Below are 16,317 nucleotides of genomic sequence, written 5' to 3'. Positions count from 1 at the left end.
CGCGACGTTGTGACCATGTCTGGTCTTCGCCTTGCATTTCTGGCTGCGGCTTGCTCGACCTGCGCCTTGCCATCTCTGGCGTTGGCCGAGAGCAGCTATGTCTATTGCGACAACGGACTGCGCTGCTTCAAGGCGCCCTGCCCGTCGAACAGCGCGCTCGATCTCGCCACCGACAGGATCATCAAGGGTGTGTCGATCGACACCAGCCGGTTGCCGCCGAAGGACAAGGCGATGACCGATGCGTCCGACGCGCTTTATGCCGGCAGGATCGTCGTCAGGGGATCGATCGAACATCGGACCCAGACCTTCACCGGCAAGGACTACAGCCTGCCCTGGCTGGTCGCGACGAGCATCGTGCGCGCTGCCCGGGACAGTGAGCGCAAGCACTGCTTCTCGTTCAAGCAATAATAGCCGGGAGCATGCTCCCGGCCTGAAGCGGTACAGCGCGTCAGGAAGCGAGCAAGGCCTCCACCGATGCGGCGATCCGCAACAGGTGGTGATCATGGCCGTTGCGTGCGACCAGCATCAGGCCCGCCGGCAGCGACGTCCCTGGCATAGGCAGCGAAATCGCGCAGAGGTCGAACTGATTGGCGACCTGAGTGTTGCGCAGCAGCAATCCCTCGGTGCGGTCACGCAGCTCGGCGTCTTCAGCCATGGAAACAATGGTCGGCGCCGCCACCGGCGTGGTTGGCAGGGCCAGGACATCCACCGACGAAAGCCGCTCGTCCATGGCGGCGACCAGTGCGGCGCGCCGGCGTAGCGCCCGGATATAGACCGGCGTCGGCAGCAGCGCCGCCCGTGACAAGGGTCCGCTGACATGCGGGTCGACAGCCACCGGCGCTCCTGTAGCCAGCCAGTCGGCATGCACCTCCGCGCCTTCCATGGCCGCGATCGAGCCGCGTTTGGTGGCGGCGCGCAAATCCGCGATCAGGTCGTCGACCGACAGCTCCGCAAGTCCTGCCCCGGCCTGGCCCATCGTGCCGAGGCACCGCTCGAATGCCGCGGCAATCTCGCTTTCGGTCTCCGTGAAAAGGACGCCGCGCGGAACGCCGACGCGAAGTCCCGAAAGGGAGAATGGCATCAGCTCGGCCGGTATCTCGCCTGCCATCACCGCGTCGGCGGCAGCACAGTGGGCGACGGTCCGGGCAAGAGGGCCAACCGAATCCAGCGTGCCCGAAAGCGGAAAGGCACCGAAGAGCGGGACGCGCCGCGCCGTCGGCTTGAAACCGACGACGCCGTTGAGCGCCGCCGGAATGCGGATCGAGCCCCCGGTATCGGACCCGATGGAGATTTCGCTGGTCCCCTCGCCCACGGATACGCCCGCGCCGGACGACGAACCGCCTGGAATGCGGCCGGGGTCGACGGCGTTGCCCGGTGTCCCGTAATGCATGTTGTCGCCGATCGCGGTGAAGGCGAATTCGGTCATGCCCGTTTTGCCGATGATGACCGCGCCGGCCTGGCGCAACCGGCCGACGATGGCGGCGTCGCGCGAAGCGGGCGCGGCGGTCTTGCGCATCAGCGAGCCCGCCGTCGTCGCTTCGCCGGCGACATCGAACAGATCCTTGATCGAGACGATGGTGCCGTCGAGCGGTCCGAGCATCACGCCGGTCCGTTTGCGGGCGTCGCTGGCATCGGCCGCCGCGCGCGCGGCTTCGTCATAGAGCTTCACGTAGACCTTCTCGTCGGCCGCGCGATTGGCAAGACGTGACAGGATGATTTCGAGATGGTCGCGGATTGATTGCATGTCGATGTCGGACTCCGCCAAGATGGAGCGTCTTTAAAGCAATTCCAGGAAAAGTGTGTCGCGGTTTTCTGTTCGGAATTGCGAAAACAAAGGCGCAAGCAGCCGGTTGGGCATGCCGAAGGGATAACCCGGACAGCGTGCCTTTGCACCTGCCAGCAATGGGAAGATACTGATGCTGTACAAGGGCAGCTGCCACTGCGGCAAGGTTGTGTTCGAAGTGGCAGGCGAACTGAGCGGCGTCGTGCGCTGCAATTGTTCGATCTGCGCCCGCAAGGGTGCGCTGCTGTGGGCCGTGCCGCACGACAAGCTCACAGTCGTCGCCTGGGGCGATGATCTCGGCCGCTACACATTCGGCAATGGGACGATCGCGCACCGCTTCTGCCGCAGTTGCGGCATCCATCCCTTCGCCGAGGATACGAGCGAAGGCACGGGGCGTAGCGCGTACATCAACATCAACTGTATCGATGATGTCGATCCGTCCACTTTGTCGATCTTCGATTTCGACGGGCGTTCGGCATGAAGCCTGCCGCCTTACCGGTAGCCTGTCGCATCGGCCGGCTTGCCGGCGTCCTGGACTTCCGGAACATAGCGCCAGGCATCGGGGCGCGACCCGTCTAGATCGGTAAAGCCGTAGATCTGCGCCAGTCCGCCGCTGGACAGCGACTGCCCGTTCCAGCGCGAACGATCGGGATCCGCAGCCAGGGCAGCCACGGCACGGCCGACAAAGCGCGGCGTTTCGGAAATGACGAAATGCGGCACTTTCTGCGTGGCATCGCGCCAGTTCTCTTCGGCGACGCCATAAATCTCCAGCATCATTTCCGAACGCATCCAGCCGGGCGTCAGCGAGACCGACGTGGCGCCGTGCCTTGCAAGGTCCTTGGCATGAGCCCAGGCCATGCGGTTCACCGCCACCTTGGCAAGGTCGTAGAAGGGCGACAGGCGATAATGCTCGGCATTGTATTCGGCGGTGCCGTCGGTGATCTCGACCAGCAGCCCGCCCGGCCGCTCGATCATCAGCGGCAGGGCATGGTGCGCTGTGATCAGATGCGTGTCGATGGCGAGCCGAAGCATGCGCAAGCCGTTCTCCAGATTGTGCTCCCAGACCGGCTTGTCCCATTCGAACAGCTTTTCGCCGCCCCAGATGTCGTTGACCAGAATGTCGAGACGACCCTGTTCCGCGCGGATGCGCCCGACCAGTCCGCGTACGTCATCTGCAATGAGATGATCGACCTTCACGGCGATGCCCTTGCCGCCATTCGCGCCGACCAATTCCGCCGTCTCCTCGATGGTCTCTGGCCGGGCATATTCGGATGGATGGCCGCGCATGCTCCGCCCGGTGACATAGACGGTGGCGCCGGCGGCGCCGAGTTCGACCGCTATGCCGCGCCCGGCGCCTCGTGTGCCGCCGGCAACCAGGGCAACTTTCCCTTGCAACGTCATTGAGCTCTCCCAAGACAGCACCATCGATGAAATACGGGCTGGCTCGCGCCGCTCCCATCATATATAAATGATCATTCGGTTATATTGGAATGTCAAGATGACCCGTCCCAAGACCCGGTCCAATGAGCAGGTGCTGGAAGCCGCATTGCGGCTGATCCACGAGTACGGCCCGGAGGCGCTCACCTTCGAGCGCCTGGCAAAAGCCTGCGGCCTGTCCGGCGCAACCTTGGTGCAGCGCTTCAGAAACAAGGCGCAATTGAAGCAGCGCACATTGCTGCATGCCTGGGATGGTCTCGACGACAGGACCGGGGCCTTGGCCGCCAGCATGCCCAAGACCCCGGTCGGCGCGGTGAAGTTGCTGGTGGCGCTGTCGCAAGGCTATGGCGGCATCCAAGCCTATGCCGAGGGCCTGCTCGTCTTGCGCGAGGATCTGCGCGATCCAGTGCTGAGGGCACGCGGCGCGGCCTGGAAGGCATTCCTGTGCGCCGCTCTTGCGGCTTGCTTCGCTGAAATCGACGACCCGCCGCAAGACGTCGGCCTGCTGATGGCGTCGCATTGGCAAGGCTCGCTCTTGTGGTGGAGCTTTGATCCGACCATCGAAGTGGCCGTCTATGTCGAGGACAGTCTCAACCGATTCATTGCCACCGTCACAACGCAAACGGCCCGAGAGCCATGATGGTTCTCGGGCCGTTGCCAGGGATCGCTACTGGCAGGGATTATCCGGCCTGCTTCGGGCCGCGCAGGAACACCACGATAGCCGCCAGCAGCGTGGCGAAGCCGCAATAGGCAAAGGCGCTGGCGACGCCGGCATGGTCGACCAGCAGGCCGCCAAAGACGGCGCCCATCGCAATCGCCACCTGGAAGGTTGCCACCATCAGGCCGCCGGCGCTTTCGGCTTGGTCGGGCGCTGCCCGCACCAGCCAGCTCTGCAGCCCGACCGGCACCGCACCGAACGCAAAACCCCACCCCGCGACGGCAACGGCGGCGATCGTCGGCGAGGCGCCAAGGATCAGCATCGAGGCGGCCGCCAGCGCAATCAGCAGGGGCGCCAGCGCCACCGCGGCCTTGAGGTTTCGTTCGGCCAGGAAGCCGCCGGCGATGTTGCCGAAGAATCCGCCAATGCCGTAGGCCAGCAGCACCAGCGAGATCGTCTCGATCTTGAGCACCGGCACCTTCTCGAGGAAGGGACGCACATAGGTGAAGCCGGCAAAGTGCCCGGACGCGACCAGCAACACGACCAGCAAGGCGACCCTGATCGACGGCCGCTCCAGCACTTCGAGCAAAGTGCGGAAGCTCGCGACACCCACCGGCGGCAGCTTCGGAATGGTGGCCAGTTGCACCAGCAACGCCAACGCCCCGACGATGGTCGCGATCATGAAGGCCGTGCGCCATCCCCAGACGTCGCCGACATAGGCGCCGACCGGAGCCGCGGTGACGGTAGCCAGCGACACGCCGGTGAGGATGATCGACATGGCGCGCGGCATCAGCCGCATCGGCACCAGCCGCAGCGCCATGGCCGCCGACATCGCCCAGAAGCCGCCAAGGGCCACGCCGAGCACGACGCGGGCGAGCATAAGCGTGGTGAGCGACGAGGCAAAGGTGGCCAGGAGGTTGGACAGGATCAGGAACACCGTCAGCATCCACATCACCAGCCTGCGGTCCATGCGCCTCGTGATGATCGCCATGGTGGGCGCGGCGATGGCGCCGACGATGGCGGTTGCCGTCACCGCCTGCCCGGCGACGCCTTCGCTGACGCCGAGATCGCGCGCCATCGGCGTCAGAAGGCTGGCGGGCAGGAATTCGGCGGTGACCAACCCGAAAACGCCAAGCGCCAGCGAGACCACGGCACCCCAGGCCGGCTCGGTTCGTTCATCGGATTCTGCGGGATTCAATAGGGCGGCATCGATGACGCCTGTCGCGGGTTCGGCCATGGTCAGTCTCCGGTCTGTTTGCAGCGCCACATAGAAAATGACCGGCTCGGGCTCCACCCGTTACATGCCTCCCCGTCGTGGTTTGGCTATTCGGCCGGCCTTCGGTTTGTTTGCAGTGCAGCATTTGGCTGCAATGCAACATGGGAGTGACGGATTGGAGTTTCCATGCTAAAAACACCGAAATGAATTACAATTCGTCCAAAATGACGTTGCCGACATCAGGCGATCCGCTGACCGACATGTTGCGTGGGTTGCGGCTCGATGGCGTCGACTACGGCCGCTGCGTGTTGGGCGAGCCCTGGGCCGTTTCCTTTCCCGCACAGAAGGCGGCGCGGTTTCATTTCATCGGCCAGCAGGGTTGCTGGCTGTTCTCACCGGCCAGGGAATGGGTCGAACTTTCGGTGGGCGACGCGCTCCTGATCCCGCGCGGTGATGAGCATGTCCTGGCCAGTGCGCCTGGTGTGCCACCGGTGTCGATCGGCCGCTACACGATCGAGCCGGTGTGCGAGAACATATACGACGTCTCCAACGAGTGCGCCGGTCCCAAGACCTTGCTGTTTTGCGGCAGCATGCATTTCAATCTCGACGGCTCGCATCCGCTGCTCGAGATGATGCCCAACCTGATGCAGGCGCATAAGCTGATGGCGAACGCGCCGGGCATCCAGCATCTGCTCGACGCGATGGCCGGCGAGGTGACGATGGACCGGGTCGGCTCCGGCGGGATCCTTGCCCGCCTTGCCGACGTGCTCGCCGCCACGATAATCCGCTCCTGGGTCGAGAATGGCTGCGGCGATGCCACCGGCTGGATCGCCGCCGTCCGCAATCCCGACATCGGCAAGGTGCTGGCAACCATCCATTTGCAACCAGATCGCGATTGGAGCGTCGAGGCGCTGGCGCGGATGATGGGAGCCTCGCGCTCCGCCTTTGCCCAGCGCTTCGCCACCGTCGTCGGTGAGACTCCGGCCAAATATGTGCTGCGCGTGCGCATGCACCAGGCCCGGCAATGGCTGGCCCGGGATGGCATGCGGGTATCGGTCGCCGCGGCGCGGCTGGGCTATGATTCGGAAGCCTCCTTCAGCCGCGCCTTCAAGCGGGTGATGGGTGTCGCGCCAAGCCATCTGCGCCACATGGGTGGTGGCGACGGTCCGGCCTGACGTCAGGCGGCCAGATTGCTTGCGAGCCTTGCCCTGGAGGAATTGCCAGGTCTTTTGGACGCAATGTCATTGCCGGCCGGGCTGCTGCGGATAATCTCGACCGCAGAGGAGGAAATCCATGGCCAGTCGTTTCGCACTGCTCGCGCTCGCCGTCCTGTCCGTCATTCCCATGAAGGCATTCGCTCTCGAGGACAGCTATCTTCCGGCAGGCAAGATCCCTTACGTTGCCGAGGCGCCGGACCAGCCGCAGCGCCTGGGACCGCTGTGGGGCGAAAGGGCCAGCGGTCCTGCCGGAACATTGCTGAAAGTCCCGGGCAATTGGCGCGCCCCTGTTCACGCGCACACCGCCGATTATCGCGCGGTGGTCATCCAGGGCCTATGGGCGCACTGGCAGATGGAAGGCGGCGAGGCGACCAAGGTCGAACTGCCGCCTGGATCCTACTGGACCCAGAAAGCCAACGAGATGCATGACGACGCCTGCCTCTCGCAGACGGAATGCGTGATCCTGCTGATCAACGACACGCCTTATCAGACCTACCTGCCGAAATAACTGCCCTATGAGGCGTGGCGCAGATTGACGCCACTGCCCTTGTCGAACATGACGACCTTGTCCGGATTCCAGGCAAAGCGCACCGGCTGCTCGATCGCGACATCCGTCCTTGCCGGCACGGTGGCACGCAAGGTGATGTCGCCGACCCGCAAGGTCAGGATCTTCTCCACGCCATGGTTCTCGACATCATGGACGCGTGCCTCGACCGGTGCGCCGCTCTCCAGATAGACGTCCTCGGGACGGATGCCGAAGACGAGCGGGCGCCCTTCCGTCGCCGCGCCCGTCTTGGCTCCCCCATAAGTCTTGGTTCCCCCTGAAAAGGGCAACTCGAAATTCAGCGGCGTCATCACCGCGCGGCCATTCACCAGCTTTCCGTCGATAAGGTTCATCGGCGGCGAGCCGACGAAGCTCGCCACATAGGTGTCGCGCGGATTGTTGTAGATCTCGTGCGGTGTGCCAGTCTGGATGATGCGGCCATGGTTGAGCACGCCCACCTTGTCGCCCATTGACATCGCCTCGATCTGGTCATGGGTGACGAACAGGAAGGTGGCGCCGAGCTGCATCTGAAGATTCTTCAACTCGGTACGCAACGCCTCGCGCAACTTGGCGTCGAGCGCCGACAGAGGCTCGTCCATCAGGAAGACGCGCGGCTTGCGCACGATGGCGCGGCCGATCGAGACGCGCTGCATCTCGCCGCCTGACAGCCGGTCGGTCTTGCGGTCGAGCAGGTGCTCGATCCTGAGTGTGCGGGCGGCGCGGTCGACACGGTCCTTGATCTCGGCGTCGGGCAACCGGCGGATCTTCGGCTTCAGCGGAAATTCGAGATTTTCGCGCACCGTATAGCGCGGATAGAGCGAGTATTGCTGCAACACCAGCGCCACGTCGCGCTCGGCCGCGCCCCAGTCGGCGACATCGACGCCGTCGATCAGGACCTGCCCCTCGCTCGGCTTCTCCAGTCCGGCGATCAGCCGCAGCGTTGTCGTCTTGCCGGCACCGGTCTCGCCGAGCAGGACGAAGAACTCGCCATCGGCAATGTCGAGATCGAGCCCGGTCAACGCGGTATGGTTGCCGAAGGTCTTCGAGATGTTCTTGAGCTGGATATGAGCCATCAGAGCCTGACCTCGAGCGACCTGCCGCTTGCCTTGTCGAAGAAATGCGCCTGGGTCGGATCGATCCTGGCGAAAACCTTCTCGCCCGGTCCCGAGACGAAGCCGCTCTTGGTGCGCGCCCGCAGCATCTTGGTGCCGACTTTCAGATCGACGATGTCGAAGGAGCCGAGCGGCTCGACGATCTGCGTCTCGACCGGTAGGAAGCCGTCGGCCGCGTCACGGCGGATGAGCACGCCTTCCGGCCGGATGCCCAGCGCCAGTTCGCTGCCGGCGTGTCCGTTGAGTTTCGACAGCAGCGCGCGCGGAAACTCGAAGCCCGACGCCGCTCCACCGACCGAGACGGACGCCGACGAAGTCGTCTCTGCCACCGCCGCGTCGGCGACATTCATCACGGGGCTGCCGACGAATTGCGCCACGAAAAGGTTGGCCGGGCGCGAATAGACCTCGTCGGGCGTGCCCACCTGCTGCAGCACGCCCTCATGCATGATGACGATGCGGTCGGCGAGGCTCATCGCCTCGATCTGGTCGTGCGTGACATAGATGGTGGTCGAGCCCTGCTTGATGTGCAGCCGCTTGATCTCGGCCCGCATCTCCTCGCGCAGCTTGGCGTCGAGTGCGCCGATCGGCTCGTCCATCAGCATCGCCTTCGGCCGCCGCACCAGCGCCCGCCCGATGGCCACGCGCTGCATGTCACCGCCCGACAGCGCCGACGGCTTCTTGGCCAAGAGGTCTGAAATCTGCAGCGTCTTGGCGACCGAGCGGACTTCCGCATCGATCTCGCTTTTGCTCTTGCGCGTGGCGCGGAGCGGAAAGGCGATGTTCTCATAGACGCTCATATGCGGGTAGAGCGAGAACGACTGGAACACCATGGCGATGTCGCGGTCGGCCGCCTTCAGATGCTGGACAGGCTTGCCGTCGATGAGGATGTCGCCCTCGTCGATCGTTTCCAGACCAGCGACCGCGCGCAGCGTCGTCGTCTTGCCGCAGCCCGACTGGCCGAGCAGCACGATGAACTCGTTGTCCGCGATCTTGAGGTTGAGGTCCTTGATAACCTGGACGGCGCCGAAGAATTTCTGGACGCCGCGAAGCTCGATCTGGGTCAATGCCGTGCTCCCGGATTTCGGCCGTCGATGGCATGACCGGTGCCGGCCTCCTGCTCGGGCGCGATCTTCGAAGTGATGTTGAAGCCGATCAGCCCGATCAGGATGATAGTCAGGCCGTAAGTGTGCAGCAGCATGTTCCAGGGCTGGCACAGTGCCACGATGCCGAGCACCATCAACACCTGGCTGCCCGGTTCAAGATATTTCTGGTTGATGGCGCGAAAGCTCATTTGCGGATCGCTCCGAAGGACATGCCGCGCAACAGATGGTTGCGGAGCAGGAAGGTGAAGATCGCGACCGGCAGCAGGAACAGGAAGGTTCCGGCGGCGATCACCGTCCAGTCCGGCAGGCCGGAGCCGACCTGGCTCGGGATGAAGGGCGGCGCGGTCTGGGCGCGGCGGTTGGTCATGATCAGCGCGAAGGCATATTCGTTCCACGCGGTTATGAAGCAGAACACCGCGGTGGCGGCGATGCCGGTGGCGGCCTCCGGCAGCACGATCTTGAAGAAGGCTTCCATGCGGGTATAGCCGTCGACCAGCGCCGCCTCCTCATACTCCTTCGGGATTTCGTCCATGAAACCCTTCATCAGCCAGACCGAGAAGGACAGGTTGAAGGCCGTGTAGAGGATGATCAGGCCGATATGGGAATCGTTGAGGCCGACGGCGCGATACATCAGGAACATCGGGATCGCCACCACCACGGGCGGCAGCATGCGTGTCGACAGGATGAAGAAGAGCAGGTCCGCCTCCCCCTTCACCTTAAAGCGCGAAAAGCCATAAGCCGTGAACGTGCCCATGCCGACCGCCAGCACCGTCGAGGTGATGGCGATGATGAGCGAGTTCATGAAGCGGTTCGGATAGCCGGACCACTGCACCTCGCCCTTACCATCGCGCACGATCTTTTCGCCGCCGTCGAAGACGACGCGTTCCCACCACGGCGCGGCCGCGTATTCCTCCGGCGTCGGCGGCGTGCGCAATTGCGAGCGCTTGGTGAACAGCTTCACGAACGGCGATATCTCCGGCTGGAAGACGATCGTCGGCGGGATGGTCGTCGCCAGATTGCGGGGCTTGAACGCCGTCGAGGCGATCCAGTAGATCGGCGCCAGGAAGATGATCGTCACCACCAGCACGGCAACGACGGCCGCGCGGTTGAAGCCGATTTCGGTGGAAGTGCGGACGGCGGCCATCTCAGCGCTCCTTCACCTTGTTGAGGTATTTGACGTAGATGTTGGTGATTGCCAGCACCATGATCAGCACGATGTAGGCAAGCGCACAGGAGCGTCCCGTCTGCCATTCCTGGAAGGCCATCTTGTAAAGCCGGATCGAGATCAGTTCCGTCGTCGGCTGACTGGTCAGGATGTAGGCAAGGTCGAAGGTCTTGAACGCCTCCATCGTGCGGAAGATGACGGCGATCATCAGGATCGGCGCAACCAGCGGCAGCGTGATGCGGAAGAACGTGTAGAACGGCCCGGCGCGGTCGATCGCGGCGGCTTCATAAAGATGCTTCGGCACCGCCGAGAGGCCGGCCAGCGACAACAGCATGACAAAGGGCGACCACATCCAGATATCGGTCAGCGCGACCGCATAAAGCGCCATCTTGGGATCGGCCAGCCATTCGAAAGTGCCGAGGCCGAGCGCGTAGTTGATGATGCCGAAGGACGGATCGTAGAGCAGCTTCCAGAACAGGCCGACGACGGCCATCGAGAGCATCATCGGCAACAGCAGCAGCGTGGTCAGCAGCCCCTTCAGGGGGATGTCGCGATTGAGCAGCATGGCGACGCCGAAGCCGACCAGCAATTGCCCGGCGACCGAGATGATCACGTATTTCGCCGTGATGGCGAAATTCGACCAGACATAGGGATCGTTGAGCAGGTCGCGATAGTTCTGCAGTCCGACAAAGTTCGCCGGCGCGTTGGTCGAGGCCCGGAAATCCGTGAAGGAATAGCCGAGCGAATAGATCAACGGAAAGATATTGAAGACGATCAGGAACAGAACCGTCGGAATGATGAAGAGATTGCGAATGGAAATATCGCTCAAGCCACGCGCGGCGGCGCGCGAGGACCTGTCGAGGGTGGTGATCATCGTGGTCGCCAAGACCCTGCTCCCGTTTAAAAAAAGAACGGAGGAGGCAGTCCTGCCCCCTCCGCGGGACATAAAGGATTATTGCACGCGGCCGTATTTCTTGAACGTCGCGTTCCAATCCGCGGCCAGTGCGTCCAGCGTCTCCTTGGCGGTGCCTTCGCCGCCGATCATGTAGGGATAGATACGCTGGTTAAGCTGCTGCAGCAGTTCGGCATATTCCGGCACCGCCCAGAAATCCTTGACCTTGAACATGGTCTCATAGAAGGCCTTGTTGTACGGCGTGGCGTTCTGGAACTCTTCCGACTTCAGCACTGCCTGGCTGCAGGTGTAGCCGCCAAGAGCCGCCCACTTCTTCTGGGTCTCGTCCTTGATGAACCATTCCAGGAACTTCATCGCCTCGTCCTGCTTTTGCGAGTAGGAAACGACGGAGATGCCCTGGCCGCCGAGGGCCGCGAACTGATCGCCATTGGGACCCGCCGGATTGGCGAAGAATCCAGTGTTCTTGGCGTTCGGGTTCGATGCCTCGTTGATCAGCGAGGGGAAGAAGGCGAAGTAGTTCATGCTCATCGCCGCCAGGTTCTCGGTGATCGCCTGGTTGTCTTCGACGAAGAACGTCTTGGCCCAGCCCGGAGGCGTGAACTTGTAGAGTTCCTTGTAGGCGTCGAGCGCCGCGACCGCCTTGTCGGAGTTGATGTGCCCATCGACCTTGTAGGTCGAATAGTCGCCAAGCTCGCCACCGTAGGAGAACAGCGCGTTCTCGAAGCCCATCGCCATCGCGTCATAGGAATTGTCGGTGTAGATGGCGATGCCGTACTTCTTCTGGTCCGGCCGGTAGAAGAATTCGGCGATGTCGCGCAGCGCCTTGAAATCCTTCGGCACGTCGAGGTCATAGCCATATTTGGCCTTGAAGGCTTCCTTCTCCTTCGGATCCTCGAACCAGTCCTTGCGGTAGGCCCAGCCGACGGCGTCGCCCTCGAGCGGGATCGCCCAGTACTTGCCGCTGTTGCCGGGATATTCGGCGTAGTATTTCACTGTCGCCGGCGCCATCACGTCGCTGAGCTTGTGCTTGTTGAAGAAGTCGGTGAGGTCGACATAGTGACCGCCGGTCGAGCCGGCGCCGAGCCACTGGGAGTCGCCCACGACCAGGTCATAGGCGTCGCCATGCGCGTTGAACTCGGTAAAGGCCTTGGTCTGGAAGTCGGCCCACGGCGTGGTTTCCACCGTGATCTTGACGCCGGTTTCCTTCTCGTACTCGTTGCCGAGTTCCTGCAGATAGTTGGCCGGATCCCACTCCGCCCAGAAGATGGTAAGCGACTTTTCCTGCGCGTAGACCGATGTGCCGCAGGCAAGCGTTAAGCCGATACCAGCAAGCATGCTGGTCACTAACTTGCGCATTTGATTTCCTCCCTTGTGCGCATTCTACCCTGTCATGCGAGCCGGCAACGGGGCCGGCTCCGGTAGTTCCTCCCGTGGTCGCACCTTTCCGGCTTCGGGCCTCCTCGCCCTGCCGGAAAATGGATCCGAACCTCTCTTCCGATCCACTTTTCTTTTCTGATCTGGTATTACCAATCTTGCATCGGCGTCAAGCCCTTTCTTGGGAGCCAGATCATGCCATTACTGTCGAATTTCTGCTTTATCTGCCTGTTTTTTCATGATTTTCCTACTCAATGATATAAACAGGCCTTGTCCGGCCTGTGAAACGACCGTTAGGATCGGCGATCGCTTCACAAATCTGGTCGAACCAGATTCAGCCTATTTCGTCACGATTGCCCGACTGGGCTCCATCTCCGTTACCGATCGATTCCGCCACCGCGGCACGTACCAGCGCGCCGGCCGCCCATTGCGCCACCGACCTCGTCCTGCGGCTGTCCAGTCCCCAGATGTCCTTGAGAACGATCAGCACCTCGACGCCGAACATGAGCGACAGCGCTTGCGCCAGCCGCGTGAAATCGCGCGGCGGCAGTTTGCCCTTGAGCGGCGCGATCGCCTGCTTCAGCAAATCGACACGGTGGCCGCGCGTGAAGGCCGGCTCGGCGCCCAGCGTACCCGCCTGTCGCCGCGCCCATTGATCGAGCGACAGCTTCAGCGCCGCCTTGAATGTCGCCTCGAACGCCTCGATGCGCGGCATGGCCGTATCGAACAGTTCGGCCACGCGGCGCTCGGCATCGGCGGTGGTGGACTTCCAGGTGAGGATCGGCCCGAGGCCCTCATCGACGACCGCCTGCACCAGTGCGGCCTGGCTTGGGAAATAGCGATAGGCGGTCGCGCGCGAGACTTGCGCGGCTTCCGCGACCTCGCTGACCGACGGCGTGACGCCCTCCTGCATCAGCCTTGTCGCCGTCTCCAGCATCAGCCGTTTGGTGCGCGCGCGGGCTCCGCGCTCGGGTCTTTCGCCGGCATCTTCGTTCGACGCGTCTTGTTGACGTGAGATATCCATATCAATATGATACGCGCGTCTCAAAAATTTGCAATGGCGCCGCAACGTGGCCCTGGCGTTGAGGCACACGCATCGCAGCCGCCGGGATCGGGGACCCCTCAATGAAGCGCGTCTATGTGGTGGGCACCGCGGATACGAAAGGTGAGGAACTCGGTTTCCTTGCCGATATGATCGCGGCGACGGGCGCCGCGGTTTGCCGCGTCGATGTCGGGACGCGAGAGGCAACAACATTTGTCGACATCGGCGCCGGCGATGTCGCCGCCCACCACCCGGACGGCAGCACGGCCGTGCTCGGCGGCAACGATCGCGGCGCGGCGGTCACCGCCATGGGTATCGCCTTCGCCCGCTTCATCCAGTCGAGAAGCGACGTTGCCGGCGTGATCGGCATTGGCGGCGGCGGCGGCACCTCGATCGTCACCGCGGGCATGCGCGCGCTGCCGCTCGGCCTGCCCAAGATCATGGTCTCGACGCTCGCCTCGGGCGACACGGCTCCTTACGTCGACGTCTCGGACATCGTCATGATGCCATCGGTGACCGACATGGCCGGGCTGAACCGGCTGTCCCGTGTCGTGCTGCACAACGCCGCCCAGGCGATGGCGGGCATGGCGGCCAATCCGGCGCCGGCAGCGGACGGCAAGGCGTCGATCGGCCTCACCATGTTCGGGGTCACCACGCCTTGCGTGACTGCAATCGCCGAGCAGTTGCGCGACGTCTACGACTGCATGGTCTTTCACGCCACCGGCACCGGCGGCCGCAGTATGGAGAAACTGGTCGACAGCGGCCTGCTCTGCGGGGTCGTCGACATCACCACGACCGAGGTCTGCGATCTCCTGTTCGGCGGCGTGCTGCCGGCGACGGAAGATCGTTTCGGCGCCATCGCCCGCACAAGGCTGCCTTATGTCGGCTCGGTCGGCGCGCTCGACATGGTCAATTTCTGGGCGCCTTCGACCGTTCCGGAACGCTATCGTGGCCGCCTGTTCTACGAGCACAACCCGAACGTCACGCTGATGCGCACAAGCATCGATGAATGCCGCGCCATCGGCGAATGGATCGGCGCCAGGCTCGCTTCGTGCCAAGGTCCGGTGCATTTCCTGATCCCCGAAAAAGGCGTCTCCGCGCTCGACATCGAAGGCGGCGCCTTCTTCGACCCGGAAGCCGACGCCGTCCTGTTCGACGCCATCGAACGCGCCATCGAGCCAAGCGCCACGCGCCGCGTCACGCGCTTGCCCCTGCATATCAACGACGCCGAATTCGCCAGGGCCGCTGTCGCGGCCTTCCTCGACATCGCCAGACAGTGAGAGACCAGACATGCCGGCAATACCGCGCAAGGACATACTGAACAAATTCCGGGGCATGATCGACAAGGGTGTGCCGATCGTCGGCGGCGGCGCCGGCACCGGCCTGTCGGCCAAGGCCGAGGAAGCCGGCGGCATCGACCTCATCATCATCTACAATTCCGGCCGCTATCGCATGGCCGGTCGCGGCTCGGCCGCCGGCCTGCTCGCCTATGGCAACGCCAACGAGATCGTCAAGGAAATGGCCTACGAGGTGTTGCCGGTCGTCAAGAAGACGCCGGTGCTGGCCGGCGTCAACGGCACCGACCCCTTCGTCATCATGCCGCTGCTCCTGGCCGAACTGAAGACGATGGGCTTTTCCGGCGTGCAGAATTTTCCGACCATCGGCCTGTTCGACGGCCAGATGCGGCAGAGCTTCGAGGAGACCGGCATGGGCTTCGGGCTCGAAGTCGACATGATCGCCGAGGCGCACAAGCTCGACCTGTTGACCACGCCCTACGTCTTCAACCCCGAAGAGGCGCGCGCCATGACAAAAGCCGGCGCCGACATCGTCGTCGCCCATATGGGCGTGACCACCGGCGGGTCGATCGGCGCCACCTCGGCCAAGTCGCTTGACGACTGCGTGGTCGAGATCGACGCCATCGCCAACGCCGCGCGTTCGGTGCGCAAGGATGTCATACTGCTTTGCCATGGCGGCCCGATCTCGATGCCGGACGACGCGCGCTACATCCTCTCTCGTGCCAAGGGCCTGCACGGTTTCTATGGCGCGAGCTCGATGGAACGGCTGCCGGCCGAAGCCGCGATTGCCAGGCAGACGGCGGATTTCAAGGCGGTGACGCTGGGTGGCGCCGCAAACAAGAAGGGATGATGCGAGATGACCGACAAGAGCAAGGTGTTTGTCTATCCGAAGGATGTCAGCGCCTTCGGTTTCGACTGGGGAAGACTGTCGCTGACCGTTGCTCCGGAAGTGAATGGCGCGAGCCGCTTTTCCGGAGGCGTCGTCGACCTCCCCTCCGGCAAGGGCCACACGCGCCACAACCACCCCGGCGCCGAAGAAATCATTTTCGTCATCTCGGGCAACGGCGAGCAGATGGTTGAGGACGAAGAGGGTAATCCGGTGGTGGCGAAGGTTGGGCCTGGTTGCACCATCTATGTGCCGGAAAGCCGGTTTCACTCGACGCTGAATACGGGAGATGGGCCGATGCAGCTGTTCGTCGTCTACTCGCCTGCCGGGCCGGAATTGGCGTTGAGAGAGCTACCGGATTTCAGGCTGATCCCGGCGGGGAAGTGACCAATTTATTCCAGGGTTGCGCCGCCCCTCATTGTCCTGCCGGACATTTCTCCCCGTATAGTGACGGGGAGAAAGACGCAGTCGTCGACGCTTTCGCCAATTTTCTACGCCGCGGAATATGTGCCGAGGGCGCGGCTGCCCTCTTCTCCCCGTTCTACGGGGAGAAGGTGCCGGCAGGCGGATGA

18 protein-coding genes are annotated in these 16,317 nt (G+C 63.3%); 8 read left to right on the top strand and 10 right to left on the bottom strand.

Annotated features, from left to right (window positions below; translation table 11 throughout):
• The first annotated feature begins 15 nt into the window (after positions 1 to 15).
• Positions 16 to 408: a hypothetical protein gene (locus FJ967_RS24010; protein ID WP_140734436.1), complete on the top strand. Its 393-nt coding sequence runs from the start codon at positions 16 to 18 to the stop codon at positions 406 to 408.
• A 40-nt stretch (positions 409 to 448) separates the two neighbouring features.
• Here the strand turns inward: FJ967_RS24010 and FJ967_RS24005 are convergent, their stop codons facing one another.
• Complete coding sequence (locus tag FJ967_RS24005) at positions 449 to 1,744, bottom strand: amidase (protein ID WP_140734434.1); 1,296 nt, start codon at positions 1,742 to 1,744, stop codon at positions 449 to 451.
• Positions 1,745 to 1,916: 172 nt separating this feature from the next.
• Here FJ967_RS24005 and FJ967_RS24000 point away from each other — a divergent pair, with 172 nt between their 5' ends.
• The gene (locus FJ967_RS24000) at positions 1,917 to 2,264 is read left to right on the top strand and encodes a GFA family protein (RefSeq protein ID WP_140734432.1); all 348 of its coding nucleotides are present in this window, start codon (positions 1,917 to 1,919) and stop codon (positions 2,262 to 2,264) included.
• An 11-nt stretch (positions 2,265 to 2,275) separates the two neighbouring features.
• Here the strand turns inward: FJ967_RS24000 and FJ967_RS23995 are convergent, their stop codons facing one another.
• On the bottom strand, positions 2,276 to 3,184 hold the full coding sequence (locus FJ967_RS23995) for an SDR family oxidoreductase (protein ID WP_140734430.1): 909 nt from the start codon (positions 3,182 to 3,184) through the stop codon (positions 2,276 to 2,278).
• A gap of 97 nt (positions 3,185 to 3,281) precedes the next feature.
• Here FJ967_RS23995 and FJ967_RS23990 point away from each other — a divergent pair, with 97 nt between their 5' ends.
• Positions 3,282 to 3,860 carry a TetR/AcrR family transcriptional regulator gene (locus FJ967_RS23990; protein ID WP_181176126.1) on the top strand — a complete coding sequence of 193 codons (579 nt, stop codon included), beginning with the start codon at positions 3,282 to 3,284 and terminating at the stop codon, positions 3,858 to 3,860.
• A gap of 40 nt (positions 3,861 to 3,900) precedes the next feature.
• Here FJ967_RS23990 and FJ967_RS23985 read toward each other — a convergent pair whose 3' ends face one another.
• Entirely contained in the window at positions 3,901 to 5,115 is a 1,215-nt protein-coding gene (locus tag FJ967_RS23985) for an MFS transporter (protein ID WP_140734426.1), read from the bottom strand.
• A 182-nt stretch (positions 5,116 to 5,297) separates the two neighbouring features.
• Between FJ967_RS23985 and FJ967_RS23980 the strand changes: the two genes are divergently transcribed.
• Entirely contained in the window at positions 5,298 to 6,269 is a 972-nt protein-coding gene (locus FJ967_RS23980) for an AraC family transcriptional regulator (protein WP_140734424.1), read from the top strand.
• 118 nt (positions 6,270 to 6,387) lie between these two features.
• Positions 6,388 to 6,819: a DUF4437 domain-containing protein gene (locus tag FJ967_RS23975; protein ID WP_140734422.1), complete on the top strand. Its 432-nt coding sequence runs from the start codon at positions 6,388 to 6,390 to the stop codon at positions 6,817 to 6,819.
• A 5-nt stretch (positions 6,820 to 6,824) separates the two neighbouring features.
• Here the strand turns inward: FJ967_RS23975 and FJ967_RS23970 are convergent, their stop codons facing one another.
• The 7 genes from FJ967_RS23970 to FJ967_RS23940 all read right to left on the bottom strand — a co-directional run bounded on the left by FJ967_RS23970 (position 6,825) and on the right by FJ967_RS23940 (position 13,546).
• The gene (locus FJ967_RS23970; RefSeq protein ID WP_140734420.1) at positions 6,825 to 7,928 is read right to left on the bottom strand and encodes an ABC transporter ATP-binding protein; all 1,104 of its coding nucleotides are present in this window, start codon (positions 7,926 to 7,928) and stop codon (positions 6,825 to 6,827) included.
• Complete coding sequence (locus tag FJ967_RS23965) at positions 7,928 to 9,031, bottom strand: ABC transporter ATP-binding protein (RefSeq protein ID WP_140734418.1); 1,104 nt, start codon at positions 9,029 to 9,031, stop codon at positions 7,928 to 7,930. Before FJ967_RS23965 ends, FJ967_RS23970 begins: the two co-directional genes overlap by 1 nt.
• A complete protein-coding gene (locus tag FJ967_RS23960) occupies positions 9,028 to 9,258 on the bottom strand; it encodes a hypothetical protein (RefSeq protein WP_140734416.1) in 231 nt (76 codons plus the stop codon). Before FJ967_RS23960 ends, FJ967_RS23965 begins: the two co-directional genes overlap by 4 nt.
• Positions 9,255 to 10,214 carry a carbohydrate ABC transporter permease gene (locus FJ967_RS23955; protein WP_140734404.1) on the bottom strand — a complete coding sequence of 320 codons (960 nt, stop codon included), beginning with the start codon at positions 10,212 to 10,214 and terminating at the stop codon, positions 9,255 to 9,257. The genes FJ967_RS23960 and FJ967_RS23955 overlap by 4 nt, the downstream gene beginning before the upstream one ends.
• A 1-nt stretch (position 10,215) precedes the next feature.
• Positions 10,216 to 11,121, bottom strand: a complete 906-nt coding sequence (locus FJ967_RS23950) for a sugar ABC transporter permease (RefSeq protein ID WP_140734402.1) — start codon at positions 11,119 to 11,121, stop codon at positions 10,216 to 10,218.
• 66 nt (positions 11,122 to 11,187) lie between these two features.
• A complete protein-coding gene (locus FJ967_RS23945; protein WP_140734400.1) occupies positions 11,188 to 12,504 on the bottom strand; it encodes an extracellular solute-binding protein in 1,317 nt (438 codons plus the stop codon).
• Positions 12,505 to 12,856: 352 nt separating this feature from the next.
• A complete protein-coding gene (locus tag FJ967_RS23940; protein ID WP_140734398.1) occupies positions 12,857 to 13,546 on the bottom strand; it encodes a TetR/AcrR family transcriptional regulator in 690 nt (229 codons plus the stop codon).
• 101 nt (positions 13,547 to 13,647) lie between these two features.
• On the opposite strand from FJ967_RS23940, the gene FJ967_RS23935 reads away from it, so the two are divergent.
• From FJ967_RS23935 to FJ967_RS23925, 3 genes are read left to right on the top strand one after another with little or no spacing between them, the layout of a single operon-like run.
• On the top strand, positions 13,648 to 14,844 hold the full coding sequence (locus FJ967_RS23935) for a Tm-1-like ATP-binding domain-containing protein (RefSeq protein WP_140734396.1): 1,197 nt from the start codon (positions 13,648 to 13,650) through the stop codon (positions 14,842 to 14,844).
• Positions 14,845 to 14,854: 10 nt separating this feature from the next.
• Complete coding sequence (locus tag FJ967_RS23930) at positions 14,855 to 15,709, top strand: phosphoenolpyruvate hydrolase family protein (protein ID WP_140734394.1); 855 nt, start codon at positions 14,855 to 14,857, stop codon at positions 15,707 to 15,709.
• Between the two features lie 6 nt (positions 15,710 to 15,715).
• Positions 15,716 to 16,132, top strand: coding sequence for a cupin domain-containing protein (locus tag FJ967_RS23925; protein ID WP_140734392.1), 417 nt, complete (start codon positions 15,716 to 15,718; stop codon positions 16,130 to 16,132).
• Positions 16,133 to 16,317 lie beyond the last annotated feature (185 nt).

It is taken from the genome of Mesorhizobium sp. B2-3-4, assembly GCF_006442315.1.
Taxonomy (GTDB): domain Bacteria; phylum Pseudomonadota; class Alphaproteobacteria; order Rhizobiales; family Rhizobiaceae; genus Mesorhizobium.
This window is presented reverse-complemented; position numbering and strand designations above follow the sequence as displayed.